Here is a 19,609-nt window from a genome sequence, read left to right on the forward strand (position 1 = left end):
TCTTTTTATTCCTTACCTAGGTGAAAGAATAATTATAGATTGTGAATCTAATATATAGTTATTGCTTCATAATAGTAATAGCTGAATAAAGCCTCAAAATTGTTTTATCCGATCAAAAGGATAAAGCAATTTTTTTATTAATATCTTTGTATTCTCAAATAAGTTATAAATAAAAAATGATAGAAATACATAAAGTACCCTCGCCATGTTTTGTGATGGAAGAGGAATTGTTACGTAAGAATTTATCGTTGATAAAATCGGTAAAAGATCGTACAGGTGTCAATATAATATTGGCATTTAAGGCTTTTGCTATGTGGAAGTCTTTTCCTATTATCAGAGAATATATACCATATTCTACTGCTAGCTCGGTGTTTGAAGCGCAGTTGGCTTATGAGGAAATGAAGAGTCCGGCACATACATTCTCACCTGCTTATACAAATGAAAATTTTCCAACATTTCTAAAATATAGTAATCACATTACATTTAATTCTTTAACTCAATTTGAGAGATTTTATCCTCAGGTTGAAGCTGATGGAAATAAAGTGTCGTGTGGAATACGTATCAATCCCGAATATTCGGAAGTTGAGACAGATTTGTACAACCCATGTGCTCCCGGCTCTCGTTTTGGTGTGACACCTGAAGCTTTGGGTGATTGTTTACCTGAAGGTGTTGAGGGATTGCATTTCCATACACTGTGTGAGTCTTCTTCTTATGATTTGGAAAAGACATTAAATGTAGTGACAGCTAAATTTGATAAATGGCTTAAGCAAGCTAAATGGTTGAATATGGGTGGTGGACATTTAATGACTCGTGATGATTATGATGTAGAGCATCTTGTTAAGTTGTTATTGGCTTTAAAGGAGAAGTACCCGCATCTTGAAATCATAATGGAACCGGGAAGTGCTTTTGCTTGGCAAACCGGTGTTTTGGTTTCAACGGTTATAGATGTAGTGGAGAATCAAGGAATTAAAACTGCAATTCTGGATGTTTCTTTTGCGTGTCATATGCCCGATTGTTTAGAGATGCCATATAAGCCAAAAATCAGAGGAGCATACCACGATCCGGTTGAAGGTAAGCCTACTTATCGAATGGGAGGTAATAGCTGTTTAAGTGGCGATTTTATGGGTGATTGGTCTTTTGACGAACCTCTGGCAATAGGAGATAAAATTGTATTTGAAGATATGATACATTACACCATTGTTAAGACAACAATGTTTAATGGAATATCTCATCCGGCTCTAGCTTTGTGGCATCAAGATAACAAACTTGAGATATATAAGGAATTCGATTATACAGATTACAAGAATAGAATGAGCTAATTGGGACGAAAGTCTAAAATCCGTATAATTTAATTATATGTATATCTTCTATTTTCTGATTATCTGGAATATCGTTGTTTTCTTTCTATATGGATCGGATAAACGTAAAGCAAAGACTAATAAGTATAGAATTAGTGAAAAAACATTGCTCCTTAGTTCCTTTTTATGGGGAGCTATAGGAGCTTTTTTAGGAATGTATGTCTTTCATCACAAGACTAAGCATGTGAAGTTTAAAATTCTTGTTCCAATATTCTTAATTCTCAATTGTATCTGTTTCTACTATTTCCGAGATTACCTTTTGATCAAATTATAAGATTAAAGATTCAGAGCTTTGTTTTCTTCTCTGATTCTTAAAGCTAACATTAATCCATTGAGCAAAGTAAAGATAATTGCTGTGTAATACAGATGAAATATAAGGGGTATAATTGCGATTTCGGCAATGACTATAATGTAATTAGGATGTTTAATATATTTATAAGGACCTTTCTTTACCAAAGGAAAATGTGCTACTCGATAGATTTTTGTATTCCAGAATTTACCCAGTGAAAAAATAACCCAGACTTTTAAAGCCAAGAGCACAAAAAATAAAATAAGCAGCGGCAAACTATAAGATGACACTCCAACAATGGAGTATTCAATAATTAAAGAGATAATAAAAAGGATGTGAAGTGCTACAATGAAAGGGTAGTGCTTTTGTCCATATTCTATTGCCCCATTTTGTAACAACCATTGTTCATTCTTTCGGGCAAGAAGTAGTTCTGCAATCCGTAATAGGATAATAAATAAGATAAAAAAGGTAAATATCATACTGTAAAGTGTAGTGAAGTTTATTTTCTCATTTGAAGTAAAACCATCTCACAAGAGAAGCCAGGGCCCATTGACATCATTAAGCCATAACCATTCTCAAAACCTTCACTAAAGAATTTCTCTAATACATACAATACGGTCGAACTTGACATATTACCATAACCTTGCATTATCTCTCGTGTGGTTTTCAGAAAATCGCCCTCTATGGCAAGTGCTTCCTGATAAGCTGTGAGTACTTTTTTACCTCCCGGATGGAAGATGAAGTTCTTAATATCCGCTAACTCTAATTGATTCTTAGCCAAGAATGAAGTGGCGTCGTTTCTTACATTCTGAGCAATAATAGAGGGAATGCCGGATGAAAATAAAACTTTAAAGCCATTGTTCCCAAAGTCCCATCCCATAATATCAAGAGTGTCAAAATACAACTTACTTTGATTATCTACGAATGTAATTTCATTTTCTATTTTTGTATGGTTGTCTCCCATGATGAGGCAGGCTGCAACTCCATCAGCAAATAAGCTGGCTCCTATAAAGTTACTTTTACTAAAATCGTCACGCAGAAAAGTCAAAGAGCATAATTCGGCAGTAACCAAAAGTACTACAGCATCGTTATTGGCTTTTGCTAAAGTACAAGCTTTTGCATACCCTGAAACACCGCCTCCACAACCTAACCCAAAAACAGCCATATGGTTGATATGCTGATTAAGTCTCATTTTGTTGATTATAAGTGCATCCATACTAGGCGTGGCTAGGCCGGTGGTAGACACAAAAATAATATCGGTAATATCATCTTTGTTGATTTGTGCAGAAGATATACATTTTTCAATGGCATCAATGGAATATTCGAGGGTTAGCCGAATATATTCGAGATTCTGATCTTGAAAAGTATGTACTTGGGAATAGTAGTCGAGTGGTTTGCAAAGATTTCTTGTTGCAATTTCTGTGTGATCGAACGTACTCAACATTCTTTCTACTTCGGGAAAGGACACTGCAAATAATTTTTTCGCATATTCCTTTACGTCTTGCTGATCTGTTTTGAAAGGGAAATCTATTTTGGAGATTGCTGCTAATGAAGGCATGGTTTTCTTATTTTATATTAAGTAACAGTAAGTATTAATGCAATGTTGTTGTATTAAACAAGTAACAAGAGAGAATAGTTCTGTTTTTTGTCTTTAAGATTCTTTTAGTCAGGGTGTTTCTTTTTGTAATAAAGAGTTGATGTGGGGTGTGTTATATTTGTTATTGCCTAAAAAATAAAAGGACTTCGGATAATAAGCCATTATATCCGAAGTCCTTTTATTTTATCTTTTGCTGTCGGTCACTTGCGTGGCTTGCAGCGAGTTGAATTTATTTTGTTTTTTCTTTAGTCTTTAAATCCAATATAGTCAAGTATTCATTAGTAAGAAGCTCCTTGATCTTAGCGTATGGTAAGCTTACTTCTACTAGACCATCTGAATAAGGAGCTACTTCGTAACTGTTATAAACATATACAATTCCTCGGTTGTCGAAGTAGAAGTTTACACTGGGTACTATTGCTTCGGGTTCAAGCAATGTAATAGTGTCACCCTGCGAATTTAAAGTTTTGGCTAACTCATCTTTGATGTATTGAGTTATTTTTTCCTTTGATCCGCTTTTGAAGAGTTTATCTTCTTTTATAATAGAGCCGTTTCGAGTATCAATATTATAGTAAGAAATATATTGAGAGCCATGTGCACCTCCCATATATTCGTTCGTTTCGGTTCTGGCTGTTATTGTAATATCTGTGGTGTCGAATACCGATGTTATTACATTCTTGTAATAGTCAGAGAGGTCGCTTTTGTCCCTTGTGGCCAATTTGGCTATATCGATACTCTCTTGGATAGATCTCTTGGTGAGCGTATCAAAGGCGCTTTGTGGTGTGAGATTTTTATAATCGTCACCTGCAAAAGCGGTTGCAAATTGAGATTGTATAATTGTAAGAAGCGAGTCATTCCCCACTTTTGATGGGTAGTTGAATTCGAAACTAAGTTTTATACCTCCTTTTGTAGAATCGTTATCCAGGAATATTTTTTTCTCAAGACTTAACTTGTCAAATTTCCATTTTTCGCTGACAGGAGCGTCAGGTTGTGTTTTTTTACAAGAGGTGATCGCAATAATTACTAATAAAAGAGCTAAGCTTATTTTTTTCATGATTGAGATGATTTATGTTTTATTAAGAACAAATGTAAGATAAAAACGTAATCTATACATAATAAGTTCAATTAAGTAACGTTTATAAAGAGTAATTAGTAATAAGGGAATCAAAAAGTAATAAAATTGGGGAAAGCCTATGGATGAAAAATCTACACAAGTAACGGGCGATGAAAAGTTAGTGGAAATGTTGGAGAATAAAAAAGGACCATCAGAAGAAACTTTGAATTTTTTGAGAATGTTTGCGCATAGCTATTATGTGGAACCATCGTTGCCGGAATCACTCAACGCTACATGTTTAAATTAAAACAGTAGCTAAGAAACAGAAGCTAGCAGTCTTTCCTCTAAATGCAGGAAAGACTGTTTTTTTATTATCTTTGCTTACATAAGATAGATAAGTAATTAAAAAGTATTTAATAAACTGTTTATAGCTATAACAGGCTATGGTTTTTATACTTAACAAAACATTAAACAGGTCTGAGGCCTAATTGCATTATGAGTCATAAAATATCACCCTCACTTCTTTCTGCGGATTTTCTGAATCTTCAAAAAGATATTGAAATGTTAAATAATAGTGAAGCCGATTGGTTGCATTGCGATGTAATGGATGGTGTATTTGTTCCTAATATCTCCTTTGGATTTCCTGTTTTGGAGCGAGTTAAAGAAATCGCGAAAAAGCCTTTGGATGTACATTTGATGATTGTACAACCCGAGAAATTTATTCAGCAGGTAAAAGATATAAATGCATATATGATGACTGTTCATTATGAAGCATGTACGCATCTTCATCGTACGGTTGGTGCAATACATGAAGCAGGAATGAAGGCAGGAGTTACGCTTAACCCTCATACACCGGTTGAACTTTTAGAGGATATTCTAGAAGATATTGATATGGTTTTGATTATGTCAGTAAATCCTGGGTTTGGCGGACAGAAGTTTATCGAACATTCGTTGTCTAAAGTATCACGTCTTCGAAAAATGATTAATGAGCGTAATCTTTCTACTTTGATAGAAGTGGATGGAGGAGTAAATCTTGAAACTGGAAAACGTTTACTTGATGCCGGAGCCGATGTTCTTGTTGCAGGTAATGCGGTATTCTCTGCACCGGATCCTACTCAGATGATTCATCAATTGAAGAATTTATAAGACTTGTTTCTGAGGTTGAGGTATGGATAAAATGATGAAATCACCGTTTTTCCGATTGTTATTACCTCTACTCTTAGGTATTGTAATTCAATATTATTATCATATAGGGAAATGGAGTATAATTCCGATAGTTTTAGGACTTGGAATTATGCTCTATTCTTATTTTGTACCCCAAGTCAAAAGGCTAAGTTCTCAATTTGTATTTGGTTATGGTGTTTATATGATATTGTTGGGCATAGGAATAACTTCTACTATGTTGAGGCAGCAAATATCAGCTTTTACTTTTCCTGAAGTTAGTGAATCCTACACTGCTACTATTGTTGATCTACCTCAGAAAAAGCCCCGATCATATGCCTATAAAGTAAAGCTAAAAGATTCAGGTAAACTTATTGTGTGTTATTTTTCGGAAGATAATCTTCCTGAAAATCTCAAAGTAGGGGATACTTTTACTTTCTTTTCTCAAGTGCAGCCTTTCAAAAGTAGGGGTAATCCCGATGAGTTTAATTATGCACGTTACATGTATAATAAAGGATATTCGGGGGTGACTTTTGTAAGATCCGATAGATGGGAAAAAGGAGAGGTCTCTTCTAATAGCTTATTTATTAAAGCAACGCAATGTCGCCAATATATTCTTAGTATATATAAATCGCTCGACTTGACGATTGATGAATATGCGATGCTTTCTGCTCTTACATTGGGATACACGGATGCCTTGTCGGATGAAGTCGTCGAATCATTTAGAGCTACCGGTGTTGCACATATTTTAGCTGTAAGTGGTATGCACGTGATGATTATCTTTACAGTCATTACTTCATTATTGGGTTTTATTTCGCGACATTCTAAATACCATTGGCTAAAGCAGGCAATTATTATCTTGCTTTTGTGGATGTATGTCTTTGTGATTGGTTTTCCACCCTCGGCTCTTCGGGCTTGTATTATGCTTACCGTGTTTTGTGTCGCTTCTATCCGAAAGGTAAGGAGTTATTCGTATAATACACTTTTCGTAACAGCTTTTCTGATGCTCGTATGGAATCCTCTCTGGCTTTTCGATATGGGATTTCAACTGAGCTTTCTTGCAGTATTATCAATGCTCTTCTTTATGCCTATATTCTCTAAAATAATACCAGTTAGAAATAAGTATCTAAGATACTTCCGAGATATATTTAGTGTGTCGTTATCTGTGCAATTGGGAGTATTTCCTCTATGTTTATACTATTTCGGAACTTTTCCTGTGTATTTCTTTATAACCAATCTCATTATTATACCTCTCATAACACTTGCTATTTATGATGCAGTTCTTGTTTTGTTTTTATCTATAATAGGGCTTTTTAATACTTCTGTGGCTAGTTTTCTGTGTTATCTGCCGATTCAATTCTTCAAATTATTTGTAAAGGGTACTACTGCTGTTGCTTCATTCTTTGAGCATTTACCTTTTGCTTCGTTGCAGGGGTTAAAGCCGTCTTTTATAGGTCTGATTTTGTTATGGATTATAGTTATATCAATGAGCTACTTTTTAGTAAAGAGAAAATCAAAAGCCTTGATTACATCTTTGATCTGTGTTTTAGTCCTTATAGGTTTAGGAATCAAGCGTACTATTGATGATAAGAATACGTTAGTTGTATATAATAGAGCAAAATCAACACAAATAATATATCATATTGGATATTCAGCAGAAGAGATAACCGGTGTAGACGGTCATCAACTTATATGTTTGAATGGATTGAAATATTTGATAGTCTCAAAAAATACATGGAAAAATAAGGTGTCTTCTCAAAAAATGAGGGTGGATTACCTGCATCTGGTCGAAAATAATTCTTTGTCTTTATATTCTCTGAATCAGGTGTTTGCTTTTGATAAGGTTATATTGGATAGTTCCTTATCTGAGAAAACTTTAAAAAGATTTGTGTTAGAATGTGAAAAATTACGAATTCCGTATTACGATGTAAGTAATAATGGAGTTTTACGGATATTTTACAATATACAATCTAAATAAATAAGACCAAGTGGTCATCTTAACAACGCTTGGTCTTATTTATATTATTTATTGGTATTAATTACTTATTTCCCAATTATAGCAGAGCTGGCTTTATCGTTCCAATTATCACCACCCATAGGAACTTCTTTTAGGCGTCTTACTGCATCTTCAAGGCTTACTGTATTATTTGCTAACATCTTTGTAGATGTAAAAGTAATTGATCTACCTTGATAATCATTATGCTCAAATAAGGTGAAAGAAGGGATTAAAGCCCATGGGTATCTATCAGGCGAGAGTGTAGAGTTAATTTTTGTAACTCTATATTTTAAAGATGATATTTTATCATTCATTCCATGTGCTCCTAATGATGGAATATAAATTATAGCTTTATTTTCATCAATTGTAAAGCTTATCTTTTTACCATTATAGCTTGAATCCTCAAACATGTCTACAGAAAAGGATGTTGGTCTAGGTAAACCATCGCTACTTCTTAGGCTGGAATGTGTTGATGTGGAATCTATGGAATTTGAAAAAGGAATTTCATTATAGCTATCATAATAAGTTAGTATGCCATTTTCGTTAACAACTACGGCTAGATTTGGTCTCAAACCTAAATCGCGATACACTTCATTAGCTATATTGTCATTTAGAACAATCAAAGAGTCTGGGGTTAAAGAATATGTCGATGAATACAATTTTCCCATATAAATAAATTCAATTGATCCATCTCGCTCTGTGTGTAGTGAATCGGGTTTTCCAGAATCTAGATCCTCATTTGAGCACGCAGCTAAAAATAAGAGACTTAAAAGGTACAAAAAATAATGATTTTTTTTTCTCATAATAATAGTTTGTTAATAGTTTGTTAAAAAAGACTAAGAGGCAAATGTATAATAAAAATCTTAATTACAGGAATTTTATAGCAATAAATCTTAATTGTTTCTTTTGAACTTATAATAATAGCACATTATCAGTCTGGAATTAATTGGAAATGTATTAGAATGTGAAAAATTATGAATTCTGTATTACGATGTAAGGAATAAAGGAGTTTTACGGATATTTTTTTAGTATTTTTGCACAATTGTGTTTTAACTAAGGCCGTAGGCTATTTGCTATTTTAATAAGTATAGCAAACACAGTTTGTTGTAGTTGAATTTAAGTAGCAAAATATATCACTTTACTTGCAATGTTTACAAAAATAATAGATCAGGATAAGATAACTAAAGTCGCGGATTTAATTGATAAGGCAGACAAGGCTATCATTGTGACACATGTTTCGCCGGATGGAGATGCTATCGGCTCTTCTTTAGGGTTATATCATTATCTGATCGATCAGGGATTGGATGCAACCATAATAGTGCCTAACGAATTTCCTTATTTCCTGAAATGGCTTAAAGGGGCAAAGGATATTCTTATTTATGAGAAATATTCAGAGTTCGCAGAAAAACTGATTAGCGAAACTGACCTTATCTTCTGTTTAGACTTTAATGTTTTGAGCCGTATCAAAAATGTTGGAGTTGCTATTGAGGTTTCTAAGGCGAAGAAAGTATTAGTGGATCATCATCCATATCCATCAGAATTTAGTGATGTATGTATTTCTCATCCTGAGATTTCATCAACCAGCGAATTGGTTTTTAGGTTGATATGTCGTATGGGCGATTTTGAAATGATGAGCAAAGATTCGGCAGAGGCTATTTATATGGGAATGATGACCGATACGGGTGCATTTACATATAATTCGAATGATGCGCAGATATATTATATTATAGCACAGCTTCTTAATAAAGGAATAGATAAAGATTATATTTACTCTAAAGTATATCATAGTTATACAGCCGATCGCTATCGTATGATGGGGCATATGCTGTCGGAACGTATGAAGATTTATGAAGAGTATGGTGCTGGGTTAATATGGTTAGATAATGAAGATCAAAAGCGATTCAATTCTCAAAAAGGAGATACCGAAGGCTTTGCCAATCTTCCGTTAAATATAAAAGGAGTAACTTTCGCCGTTTTTTTACGTGAAGATGATGATATGATTAAAGTCTCGCTTCGTTCGCAGGGTGATTTCCCTTGTAATAGATTTGCTTCACAGTGTTTTAATGGTGGAGGACATTTAAATGCATCCGGTGGTGAATTTGTCGGTTCATTAGTGGAGGCAATGGATCTTTTTGAATGTACCTTGCCTGAATATGCAGAATTGTTGATAAATAATAAGAATAATCTAGAGAAAAAATGAGAAAAGTACTAGGTCTGGTTTGCTTTATTATCGGATTGTGTGTTGTTTTTGGGGCTTGTAGTAGTACTGAGACATACGCAGATAAATTAAAAAATGAGCGTAAAAATATTGCTCGTTTTATCAATGAGAATAATATAACTGTAAGAAGTGACTATCCTGCTAGTGGAGTTTTTGCTGAAAATGAGTTTTTTAGAGATCCTCTTACTGGAGTATATATGAATGTTGTAGACTCAGGTAATGGCAATAGAGCAAGTACGGTTAAGCGCTCAGAGGTGAATGTGAGATTTTCTGGGGCAATGACAGTGCCTGTAAACGAATTGGATACTTCCACTAATAACCTGCCAAGATTACAGCCTATGATATTTAATTATGGGATTGTTAGTACTTACACGAGTGTTAACCAGAATCTACCCGATTATTTTTTCTTATCCACCGGAATAACTGCTCCTTTGCAGTATGTAGGTGAAGGTGCGAGGGTGCGATTGATTGTTCCTTTTGCAAGTGGTTCTACTTACCAACTAGCTGCGTTTAGAGCTATGTATTATGCTCAAGTGCATTATACGAGAATTATTAACAACTAATCTATAGGTTATTATGGCATTAATTAAATCAATATCAGGTATCAGAGGTACCATTGGCGGATATGCTGGTGAAGGACTGAATCCTCTTGATGCTGTTAAATTTGTGTCGGCTTATGCCACTTTTATTCGGAAAAACACAACAGCTATTAGTAATAAAATAGTAGTTGGCAGAGATGCCCGTATTTCGGGAACTATGATGGAGCAAGTCGTTGTAGGTACGCTTATGGGAATAGGCTTTGATGTTGTAAACATAGGGTTGGCAACAACTCCTACAACAGAATTGGCTACTGCAATGGAAGGTGCTTGTGGTGGGATTATTCTTACAGCGAGTCACAATCCACGACAATGGAATGCTTTGAAGCTTCTTAATCAAAATGGAGAGTTCCTTAATGCTGAAGAAGGTGCTGAAGTGCTGCGCATTGCTGAAGCTGAGGAATTTGTTTTTGCAGATGTTGATCATTTGGGGAAAATAACCCAAAAAGACTATACGGATGCACATATTAAGGCAGTGCTCGATCTAAAATTAGTAGATGTTGCTGCAATTAAAGCTGCTAACTTTAAAGTAGCTATAGATTGTGTAAATTCAGTTGGAGGAATAGTTGTACCTAAGCTGCTTAAAGCTTTAGGTGTAAATGATATAGTAGAGCTCAACTGTGAGCCTACAGGTGATTTCGCTCATAATCCTGAGCCTCTGGCTGAAAATTTGACTGAAATATCGGGTTTGATGAAGTCTGGCAAAGCGGATATTGGTATCGTTGTGGATCCTGATGTTGACCGTTTGGCATTAGTGGATGAAAAAGGTGAAATGTTTGGCGAAGAATATACTTTGGTTGCTGTTGCCGATTATGTGTTGAAGCATACTCCGGGTAATACGGTATCCAATTTAAGTTCAAGTCGCGCATTGCGTGATGTAACCAATCGCTATGGTATGCAGTATAATGCAGCCGCAGTGGGAGAAGTGAACGTAACTACAAAGATGAAAGAAACCAATGCTGTAATTGGTGGAGAAGGTAATGGAGGGGTTATATATCCTGCTAGCCATTATGGACGTGACTCTTTAGTCGGTATTGCATTGTTTTTAACTCATTTGGCTCATGAGAAAAAAACGGTAAGCGAGTTGCGTGCAACTTATCCCGAATACTATATTGCAAAACAAAAAATAGAGTTAACTCCCGAAATTGATGTTGATGCCATATTGAAAGCTGTGAAAGAGAAGTTTTCGTCTTATGATGTAACTGATATTGATGGGGTGAAAATTGATTTCCCTGATAAATGGGTGCATTTGCGTAAGTCGAATACCGAACCGATTATTCGTATTTATTCAGAGGCTTCAACAATGGAGGATGCGGAAATTGCTGGTGCTGAAATTATTGAAATTATAAAATCGTTAGCGAAATAGACTTTCGATAAAGTAAATAGAATCGGCTTGTATCATTACAAAAATGATACAGGTCGATTTTTCCGTCTGAAAAGACAGGCATATTATTACAAATACTTACTCACTCCATAAGTTTTTAATGTTATATTTCGGATGTAAAAGGAGTATTGAATGAAACTTGCAGAAACATAATAGGTTAAATTAGATGAAGGAGAAACTAATCAGTGTCGACGAAATTCGCAACATACATCCTATCTTTAGAGGACGCTTTGGGAATATTCTTATTAAGATAGCGATGAGCCTTACAGGTTTAAATAAGGTTAATCGAATTTATGATACATCTAAGCAATATGAAGGTGTTGATTTTTGCAATCATCTTTTAAAAGATGTTGGTGTAAATATAGTAGTTGAGAATCCCGAAGTCTTGAATCAATTTGAGGGGCAGGCATTTATTACTGTATCTAACCATGCATACGGACATATTGATGGAATTACAGCAATTGATGTTGTGGGTTCTATACGACCAGACTACAAGATGATGGTTAATTTCATTTTAGGGATGATAGATACTATGTCGATGCACTTTATTGCGGTTAATCCTTATCAGAGTGGAAAGCTTGCTAGTAAGTCAAGTCTCGATGGTGTAAAGCAATGTATAAGCCATATAAAAGGAGGTCATCCACTTGGTTTTTTTCCCGCAGGTGCAGTATCAAAGACTAAGATAAGAAAAGGTAAAATGATTGTTAGAGATAGAGAATGGCAACCATCAGTTATAAAGCTGATTAAGGGATCTAAAGTTCCTGTTGTACCTATGTATTTTAGTGGGGAGAATTCTTGGTTTTTCAACATTCTTGATCTTATTGATTGGCGATTACGTAGTTTGCGCTTAGGGCATGAGGTATATAATAAGAAAGGAAAAACAATTCGTGTTGTTTTTGGAGAACCCATTATGCCGGATGAAATAGCTAAGCATGCCGATTTGGAAGAGCTTGGTAACTTTCTAAAGGATAAAACTTATGCTTTGGCTAAAGACGGAGAATAAATATAAAGAGTCAAATGTTTTATTTTTCATATAGAAATATAAGGTGATACTCTGATGAAACAGGAATGGATTATCATCTGTGATGTTTTCCGATAAATATTCTGCCTTATTTAAAGAAGCTTCTTTTTAGGAGGTTCGTTTGTTTGAGATCAAATTAAATATGTAAATTTGTCAGTATAGCTGACAAAGCACTTATAATTATACGATATGGCAAAACCCGATATGCAACAGGTAAAGCAACGATTTGGAATTATTGGCAATAGTCCCGATTTGAACAGAGCTATTGATATAGCTTTGCAGGTTGCGCCCACAGATATGTCTGTGTTGGTGACAGGAGAGAGTGGAGTCGGAAAGGAAAGTTTCCCGCAGATTATCCATCAGTTTAGTCGCCGTAAGCATGGTACTTATATCGCAGTAAACTGTGGCTCTATTCCGGAAGGAACAATCGATTCAGAGTTATTCGGGCATGAGAAAGGTTCTTTTACAGGAGCTACAGGCGAACGTAAGGGATACTTTGAAGTTGCCAATGGAGGAACTCTATTTCTGGATGAGGTAGGGGAGCTTCCTTTATCTACTCAGGCTCGTTTGTTACGTGTTCTGGAAAGTGGAGAGTATATGAAAGTAGGCTCTTCGAAAGTGGAGAAAACCGATGTGCGAGTAGTTGCTGCAACCAATCTGGATATGGTGACAGCTACGGCAAACGGAAGGTTTCGCGAAGATTTATATTATCGTTTAAATACTGTTCCGATTCGTGTACCAGCATTACGAGAGCGTAAGGATGATATTCCTCTACTATTCAGGAAATTTGCGAGCGAATGTGCCGAAAAATATCAAATGCCATCTATTGCTTTAACTGCTGATGCACGCGAAGTTTTGAAGAATTACAGATGGCCGGGAAATGTGCGTCAACTAAAAAATATAACAGAACAAATTTCCATTATCGAACAGGTGAGAGAAATTGGCTCTGATATATTAAAACAATATCTTCCTGCAAACGAAGTAGGTATCGTACCCATAGGGACTATCAATGCAGGCGGAACTGATAATAAGTTGTTTAATAGCGAGCGTGAAATTCTCTATCAAGTGCTTTTTGATATGAGAAAAGATATGAATGAATTAAAGAAGGTTGTGCATGATCTGATTGCCGGTAAAGATTCTTCTCATTTAGGAAGTGAATCGGTAATTCCTACATCATCTGCATTTACTGTGATTGATAAAGATACAAATACGAACATAACAGTTCCCGTTAAATATAATGAGAATCCATCTGTAGCCTCTCTTCCTATATCGAAAGATGCAGAGGATATAGACTCCAACGATTATGAAGAGGAAGCTGTTTCGCTTCAGGATGTGGAGAAGGATATGATTAAAAAAGCTCTTGAGCGCCATAGTGGAAAACGTAAATATGCGGCTCAGGATTTAAAAATATCGGAGCGTACATTGTATCGAAAAATCAAAGAATACAATTTAGAGAATTTATGAGAAAACTGATTTCTTGCTTATTAATATTAGTAGTTGCTGTATCGTGTCGTATTTCGTACCAGTTTAATGGTGCATCGATTGATTATAGTAAGATAAAGACTTTAGAAATTAAAGATTTTCAGAATCAAGCCAGACTAGTATATCCTCAGTTGTCACAAGAGTTTAGTGAGCATATGAGAGATGTGTTTCTTCGAAATACAAAACTTCAGTTAGTTACAAACAGAGTTGCTGACCTTGAGATAGAAGGAGAGATTATAGGTTATGATCTTATGCCTTTGGCCGTGCAGGATGGTCAATTTGCATCGCAAACGCGTTTGACGATGACCGTAAGGATGCGTTTTCATAATAACGTAAATCCTCAAGAGGATAAAGAGGAAACTTTCTCTGCTTATCAGAATTTCGATAGTAATAAGATGTTGACGGACATAGAGGCCGAGCTGGTAGAAGAATTGAATAAGGAGATTGTAGACCAGATATTTAATGCGACAATGGCAAATTGGTAATATATATAATACCTGAAAATACGAGAAGGCTATGAATATAAAGGATTTTTATGAATTGGTTGAATTGAAGAAAGAGCCAGATGCTTCTATGCTCCTTAAATTGCAACTATTGACGAAAAAATACCCCTTTTTTCAAGCCGGATTATATACTTATATAAAGTGTTTGCATGTTTGCGAATCGGATAATTTTTCCTCGGAACTAAATAGATTAGCTCCTTTTGTAATGGATAGGAAGGCGCTGTTTTATTATGTAATGAGTGCCGAATATAAAGAATTTCAGAAACAAACGGGGCATACCTTATCCGAGAGCCGTACCAATGTGCTAATAAGCGCATTTTTTGAGACTCTGGATAACGTGGATGAACAACGAGAGTTGGAGCATGCTATAATAAATTCGAGCATGGCTTCTCTTGATTACTTTTCATATCTCGAGTCCTCTGAAGATACAGCACTTGATGAGAAGGTTAATGTTGATAGTATCCCTTCGTTTTCGATAGAGGATATAGATATTCATAATAAAGGAACGGAAGAGGCTATTGTATCTGATAGTATAGAGACAGAACTTGAAATTGTAGAGGAACTTGAATCTTTTGAAGATACTGTTCAACTGAAGCATCAGAGTATTATTGATAGCTTTATGACTAAAGCTCAGGATAAAGAAAGCCTGCGAATCACTTTTGATCCATCAATCGAAGATAATTTATATGATGGAGACGATGTGCCTTTACAGGATGAAACAGAGGAGGAATTGGATGATGATTTCTTTTTTACGCAAACTCTTGCTAATATTTATATTAAACAGAAGAAATATAACCGTGCATATGAAATTATTAAGCGTTTGAGCTTGAATTATCCCGAAAAAAATATTTACTTTGCAGACCAATTATCATTTTTAGAAAAAGTAATAAAAAATTCGAATAAAAATAAATAAAAGATATGGAAATTGTTCTTTCTATTTTGACCATTATAGTGTCTATTGTTTTGGTCTTGGTTGTTTTAGTTCAAAAATCAAAAGGTGGAGGTTTATCTTCTAATTTTTCATCGTCTAACCAATTTATGGGAGCTCCTAAAACAGCTGACGTTTTGGAAAAAACTACATGGGTTTTGGCTGGAACAGTTATTCTTTTAAGTATGGTAAGTACAAAAGTGATAACTAGCAATACTCAAAATAGACAACCACTTCAGATAGCAGCACCAGTTGATAATACTGAAGCTCCTGATATGCAATCGCCACAACCAACAGCGGTTCCTCAATTGCCACAAGCGCCAGAGTCAACTCCAGAGCCAGCTAATTAATTTTAGTCTAAGCTAATAAGAGTCCTTAAATATATAAAGAGAAAAGCTTCGTAACTGTTGCTTTTCTCTTCTTTTTTGTTTGTAGTTGAGCGATTTTAAAAAAGGAAGATATGAGTAATTTTAGTGAAACTAATGAAGATAGTAAACAGCGCTGGGAAACTAATGCTGATTATTGGGATTCAGTCATGGGGCAGCAATCTAACTATTTTCATTGCAATATAGTACGACCATCAGTAGAAAAGCTATTAGATAGTAAAGAAAATGATCTGATTTTGGATATTGCTTGCGGTAATGGTAATTTTTCTGAGCGGTTAGCCGAATCTGGGGCTTATGTTATTGCTCTTGATTATAGTGAAAAGCTCATTGCTCATGCTAAGAAAAGACGCGCTGATTGGTTGTCTAAAATTAGCTTTCATGTTTGTGATGCAACTGACTATTCTCAACTATTATCATTAAGGGGAAAGCGACCTTTTGATAAGGCTGTTTCTAATATGGCAATAATGGATATCTCTGATATAGAACCATTACTAAAAGCTGTTTACGAAATGTTGAAAACAGGAGGTGTATTTGTTTTTGCTACACATCATCCTTGTTTCGAAAGACCTGAAGGGAGGTATATGACAGCTTATGCTCACGAAGATATTGCAATAGAAGGGCAGCCTGTATTGCATTACTATTATCACAGACCTTTAAATGACTTACTGCGACAATGTTTCGAAGTGGGATTTGTAATGGATGGTTTTATAGAAGAGGTGGATAAGAATAAAGAATACCCGATCATTGCTATTGTTAGATTACGTAAAATATAAGTAATAGATTAAAAACCTCGTTGTCGCATAGCCTCGAAGGTTATAACTGCCGTAGAGACTGATACATTCAGGGAGTCAATTTTACCCCTCATCGGAATTTTAATCCTACGATCAGCATTATTCAGCCAGAAGGAAGTGAGTCCATCAGCTTCTGTTCCCATAACAATTGCAGAAGGTTGTGTGTAGTTTTCTTCGTGATACCAATTTGATGCTTGTAATTCGGCTGCAAACGATTTGATCTTGTTCGCTTTTAGCCATATTAGAGCCTCGTCAGAGGAGCAAATGGCAGTGGGTACGGTAAAGATACATCCTACACTCGATCTTATTGCATTGGGATTATATATATCTGTCAATGGGTCACAAATAATTACTGCATCTACTTGCGCTGCATCAGCACTTCTAAGTATAGCCCCTAAGTTTCCGGGTTTTTCTACAGCCTCGAGTATAATAATAAAAGGATTGTCGTTCAGCTTAAGGTCTGATAAAGTATGAGACTTTGGTTTAGCTAGTGTAATGAGTCCATCCGAGCCTTCACGGTAAGCTATTTTCTCAAATACTTGTTCCGATACCTCATATTTAACATCATCATTGATAGTGTTCAAAACTTGTGGATAGTCTGTTTTATCAAATAATTCAGGACAAATAAATACCGAATCTATTATGTAACCCACAGAAAGTGCGAGGGAAAGTTCTCGTGCACCTTCTAATATAAAAAGGTTCTGAGCTTTGCGTTCTTTAGCTTTACTCAATTTTACTATATTTTTTATACGATTATTTTGCAGACTAGTAATTCGTTCCATAACATAAAATAAATGAGTTGCAAAGGAATATAAATTTCTCGACCTATCCGAATAAAATAAGAAAAACAAAAGAGCTTGCCTTTTCGGGCAAGCTCTTTAAGTATATAGTGATTGAATTAGCTTTTCTTATTCAGCTTTCTCAATAGTTCCGTATTCAGATACTCTTTGGATATATTTCCATTCTTTATTTCCTACACATTGAAGAGTGTATGTCCAGTTTTCGTTAGAGTTATTACTCGAAGGATTCGAATAGATAAGTCCTGTGACTTCTGCCATTTGATCAATTCCATTTACCTGAGGTTGCGCATCAGGGTATTTAAGTGTAAGAATTAACTGCATAGCTTCAATAGTACGTTGATCCATAAACGCAACTTTCTCCTGAATGGTTCCCGATGCTGGATATGCAGGATCTATAGATCTGTCCTTATCGCGATAGGTTATATTACCATAGTTAGCATTGAAACCGTAATAAAATTCAGAATCCCCGTAACTACTTACTAATGCTGGATTTGCTATTGCTTGATGAGCTGCTACATAATTTACTACCATCATATAACCATCTGTTGGTTCTTTTCCCTTTTTCAAAAGGAAATGAAGAGTAGGATCGAATACCCATCCTTGGTTCGAAAGAAGGAACTGATCTGTTATTGTAAGAACGAAAGTATTAGCAGACCATGTTCCTTTAGAAAATATGTATTCATCGGCATAACATGCGGTTGCAGATGTTTTGTATACAACTGTTTTAGTGAATCCTTCTTGTGCAAAAGGAAATTTAAGTCTCAGGAATGCAGGTAAGAAATTGGGTGCTTGTGCTGTAGTTAAGAACTTCAGACCCATAGCATCATAATCTGCTGGCTGAAGGCTAACTACCGAGTCGGCAGCCGATTGCCATTTAGCATTTCTGTACTTGTAAGCTGTATATTGTAATTCTTTGTTTTTTACATCTATGCCCATTATCTCATCAAAGGCTCTTACATTATCTAATTGATAAGTTGTAGTTTTCTTTGGAGTTGAAGTATCATCTCCCGAATATTTGAATGAGATATAAACTTTCTTGCCCTTGTATGCTTTCAAATCTAAGGTGCCCGCACTTGCCCATGTAGTGTAACCACTAGCAGGTTGAGGTATGGTAAAGCTGCTTGTAACATCTTTCCATGTTGCAGCTGTTATATTAGATTCTTTTCCATCAAAATTGTCAGAAACTTCTATTGATAAACAGCTGGCAGTAAAATTACCAACAACAATGTCGAATGTAAATTTAGGGCTATTCATTCCTGTCAAATCAATAACTTTGGTGATTAATCTAACATCATTAACAGCTTTAGTATTGTAAGACGAAACTTGAGCATAATTATTGTTAGAATATGTTCTGTTTTGCCAGCCAATAGAGCCTTTCAGGTCTTTATTAATCCAAGCGTCGATAGCTACTAATACTCCCGATCCGGCAGGATGGCTATCAAAATCTTCTTCGAAAATTTTACTTTCTACGATAGTTGTTACTGGTTCTTCTGCTGAATAATAATACTCTACATTTTTGAACATTCCTTCTTTAGGAGAAGCTACATTCTTTGTTAGAATTACAGGTATCGATTTTTCAGGAGATTTGCTAGGTGTAAAAGCTGTTACAAAATTATCACCCCAGATTAGTTTGTAATCGCTCTCTGTAACTACATAAGGAGCAGTAGATAGGTTGGTCACAACTTTGTTTCGTCCTTCTTTGAAATCGTAAGTCACTTTTACCGACGATTTAACGTCTGCCGAGTAGTACCTCGCTGCTAGCAAATAGGGCATAAGTAGTTTTGCATCAGCTGCTTCAGAAAACATCTTATCAGCATTCAGAATTTTTGCGGTTGCCGAATCTTTTGCATTCTTATTCGCATTTAATGCCTTTGCAATGGTGGCAATATCTTCCGCTGCAAACGTATAGTTTTCTTGCAATACATTTTTAGGTCTCGAAAGCTCGTCGAATCCGTCGAATCGATCATTATAATCACAAGATGAAAATATACCTGTGAGTATTATTACCAATAATAATATATATTTATTCATTTTCATTTTCTATTTCC

General features: G+C 35.3%; 20 protein-coding genes. 14 read left to right on the top strand and 6 right to left on the bottom strand.

Annotated features, from left to right (window positions below):
- Window positions 1-176 precede the first annotated feature (176 nt).
- Together nspC and IR022_RS16295 are read left to right on the top strand one after the other, a co-directional pair.
- Entirely contained in the window at window positions 177-1,319 is a 1,143-nt protein-coding gene (nspC, locus tag IR022_RS16290; protein WP_194204514.1) for a carboxynorspermidine decarboxylase, read from the top strand.
- 37 nt (window positions 1,320-1,356) lie between these two features.
- A complete protein-coding gene (locus tag IR022_RS16295) occupies window positions 1,357-1,632 on the top strand; it encodes a DUF1294 domain-containing protein (RefSeq protein WP_082204031.1) in 276 nt (91 codons plus the stop codon).
- A gap of 2 nt (window positions 1,633-1,634) precedes the next feature.
- Here the strand turns inward: IR022_RS16295 and IR022_RS16300 are convergent, their stop codons facing one another.
- From IR022_RS16300 to IR022_RS16310, 3 genes are all read right to left on the bottom strand, one after another.
- Window positions 1,635-2,126, bottom strand: coding sequence for an isoprenylcysteine carboxyl methyltransferase family protein (locus IR022_RS16300; protein ID WP_194204515.1), 492 nt, complete (start codon window positions 2,124-2,126; stop codon window positions 1,635-1,637).
- Between the two features lie 20 nt (window positions 2,127-2,146).
- Window positions 2,147-3,205 (bottom strand): type III polyketide synthase, encoded by a 1,059-nt coding sequence (locus IR022_RS16305; RefSeq protein ID WP_194204516.1) that lies wholly within the window; start codon window positions 3,203-3,205, stop codon window positions 2,147-2,149.
- 268 nt (window positions 3,206-3,473) lie between these two features.
- Window positions 3,474-4,295, bottom strand: coding sequence for an RsiV family protein (locus IR022_RS16310; RefSeq protein WP_194204517.1), 822 nt, complete (start codon window positions 4,293-4,295; stop codon window positions 3,474-3,476).
- Window positions 4,296-4,434: 139 nt separating this feature from the next.
- On the opposite strand from IR022_RS16310, the gene IR022_RS16315 reads away from it, so the two are divergent.
- The 3 genes from IR022_RS16315 to IR022_RS16325 all read left to right on the top strand — a co-directional run bounded on the left by IR022_RS16315 (window position 4,435) and on the right by IR022_RS16325 (window position 7,434).
- On the top strand, window positions 4,435-4,602 hold the full coding sequence (locus IR022_RS16315; protein ID WP_194204518.1) for a hypothetical protein: 168 nt from the start codon (window positions 4,435-4,437) through the stop codon (window positions 4,600-4,602).
- Between the two features lie 188 nt (window positions 4,603-4,790).
- On the top strand, window positions 4,791-5,441 hold the full coding sequence (rpe, locus tag IR022_RS16320) for a ribulose-phosphate 3-epimerase (RefSeq protein WP_194204519.1): 651 nt from the start codon (window positions 4,791-4,793) through the stop codon (window positions 5,439-5,441).
- A gap of 34 nt (window positions 5,442-5,475) precedes the next feature.
- Window positions 5,476-7,434 carry a ComEC/Rec2 family competence protein gene (locus tag IR022_RS16325; protein ID WP_194204520.1) on the top strand — a complete coding sequence of 653 codons (1,959 nt, stop codon included), beginning with the start codon at window positions 5,476-5,478 and terminating at the stop codon, window positions 7,432-7,434.
- Between the two features lie 65 nt (window positions 7,435-7,499).
- Here the strand turns inward: IR022_RS16325 and IR022_RS16330 are convergent, their stop codons facing one another.
- Window positions 7,500-8,075 (bottom strand): hypothetical protein, encoded by a 576-nt coding sequence (locus IR022_RS16330; RefSeq protein ID WP_194204521.1) that lies wholly within the window; start codon window positions 8,073-8,075, stop codon window positions 7,500-7,502.
- 524 nt (window positions 8,076-8,599) lie between these two features.
- Between IR022_RS16330 and IR022_RS16335 the strand changes: the two genes are divergently transcribed.
- The 9 genes from IR022_RS16335 to IR022_RS16375 all read left to right on the top strand — a co-directional run bounded on the left by IR022_RS16335 (window position 8,600) and on the right by IR022_RS16375 (window position 16,743).
- Window positions 8,600-9,652, top strand: a complete 1,053-nt coding sequence (locus IR022_RS16335; RefSeq protein WP_194204522.1) for a DHH family phosphoesterase — start codon at window positions 8,600-8,602, stop codon at window positions 9,650-9,652.
- Window positions 9,649-10,233 (top strand): DUF4827 domain-containing protein, encoded by a 585-nt coding sequence (locus IR022_RS16340; protein WP_194204523.1) that lies wholly within the window; start codon window positions 9,649-9,651, stop codon window positions 10,231-10,233. The genes IR022_RS16335 and IR022_RS16340 overlap by 4 nt, the downstream gene beginning before the upstream one ends.
- 13 nt (window positions 10,234-10,246) lie before the next feature.
- Window positions 10,247-11,632, top strand: coding sequence for a phosphoglucosamine mutase (gene glmM / locus IR022_RS16345; RefSeq protein WP_194204524.1), 1,386 nt, complete (start codon window positions 10,247-10,249; stop codon window positions 11,630-11,632).
- A 184-nt stretch (window positions 11,633-11,816) separates the two neighbouring features.
- Window positions 11,817-12,653 (top strand): lysophospholipid acyltransferase family protein, encoded by an 837-nt coding sequence (locus IR022_RS16350; protein WP_194204525.1) that lies wholly within the window; start codon window positions 11,817-11,819, stop codon window positions 12,651-12,653.
- 207 nt (window positions 12,654-12,860) lie between these two features.
- Window positions 12,861-14,135, top strand: a complete 1,275-nt coding sequence (locus IR022_RS16355; protein WP_050708347.1) for a sigma-54 interaction domain-containing protein — start codon at window positions 12,861-12,863, stop codon at window positions 14,133-14,135.
- A complete protein-coding gene (locus IR022_RS16360) occupies window positions 14,132-14,638 on the top strand; it encodes an LptE family protein (protein WP_050708348.1) in 507 nt (168 codons plus the stop codon). The genes IR022_RS16355 and IR022_RS16360 overlap by 4 nt, the downstream gene beginning before the upstream one ends.
- A 31-nt stretch (window positions 14,639-14,669) precedes the next feature.
- Window positions 14,670-15,569 carry a hypothetical protein gene (locus IR022_RS16365; protein ID WP_194204526.1) on the top strand — a complete coding sequence of 300 codons (900 nt, stop codon included), beginning with the start codon at window positions 14,670-14,672 and terminating at the stop codon, window positions 15,567-15,569.
- Between the two features lie 5 nt (window positions 15,570-15,574).
- Window positions 15,575-15,934, top strand: a complete 360-nt coding sequence (gene secG / locus IR022_RS16370) for a preprotein translocase subunit SecG (protein ID WP_194204527.1) — start codon at window positions 15,575-15,577, stop codon at window positions 15,932-15,934.
- A gap of 110 nt (window positions 15,935-16,044) precedes the next feature.
- Window positions 16,045-16,743, top strand: a complete 699-nt coding sequence (locus IR022_RS16375; protein ID WP_194204528.1) for a class I SAM-dependent methyltransferase — start codon at window positions 16,045-16,047, stop codon at window positions 16,741-16,743.
- Between the two features lie 8 nt (window positions 16,744-16,751).
- On the opposite strand, the gene IR022_RS16380 is transcribed toward IR022_RS16375, so the two are convergent.
- Together IR022_RS16380 and IR022_RS16385 are read right to left on the bottom strand one after the other, a co-directional pair.
- Window positions 16,752-17,543, bottom strand: coding sequence for a TrmH family RNA methyltransferase (locus IR022_RS16380; protein WP_194204529.1), 792 nt, complete (start codon window positions 17,541-17,543; stop codon window positions 16,752-16,754).
- Between the two features lie 126 nt (window positions 17,544-17,669).
- Window positions 17,670-19,592, bottom strand: a complete 1,923-nt coding sequence (locus IR022_RS16385) for a choice-of-anchor J domain-containing protein (RefSeq protein WP_194204530.1) — start codon at window positions 19,590-19,592, stop codon at window positions 17,670-17,672.
- Window positions 19,593-19,609 lie beyond the last annotated feature (17 nt).

It is taken from the genome of Dysgonomonas sp. GY617 (genome assembly GCF_015233815.1).
GTDB lineage: Bacteria > Bacteroidota > Bacteroidia > Bacteroidales > Dysgonomonadaceae > Dysgonomonas_A.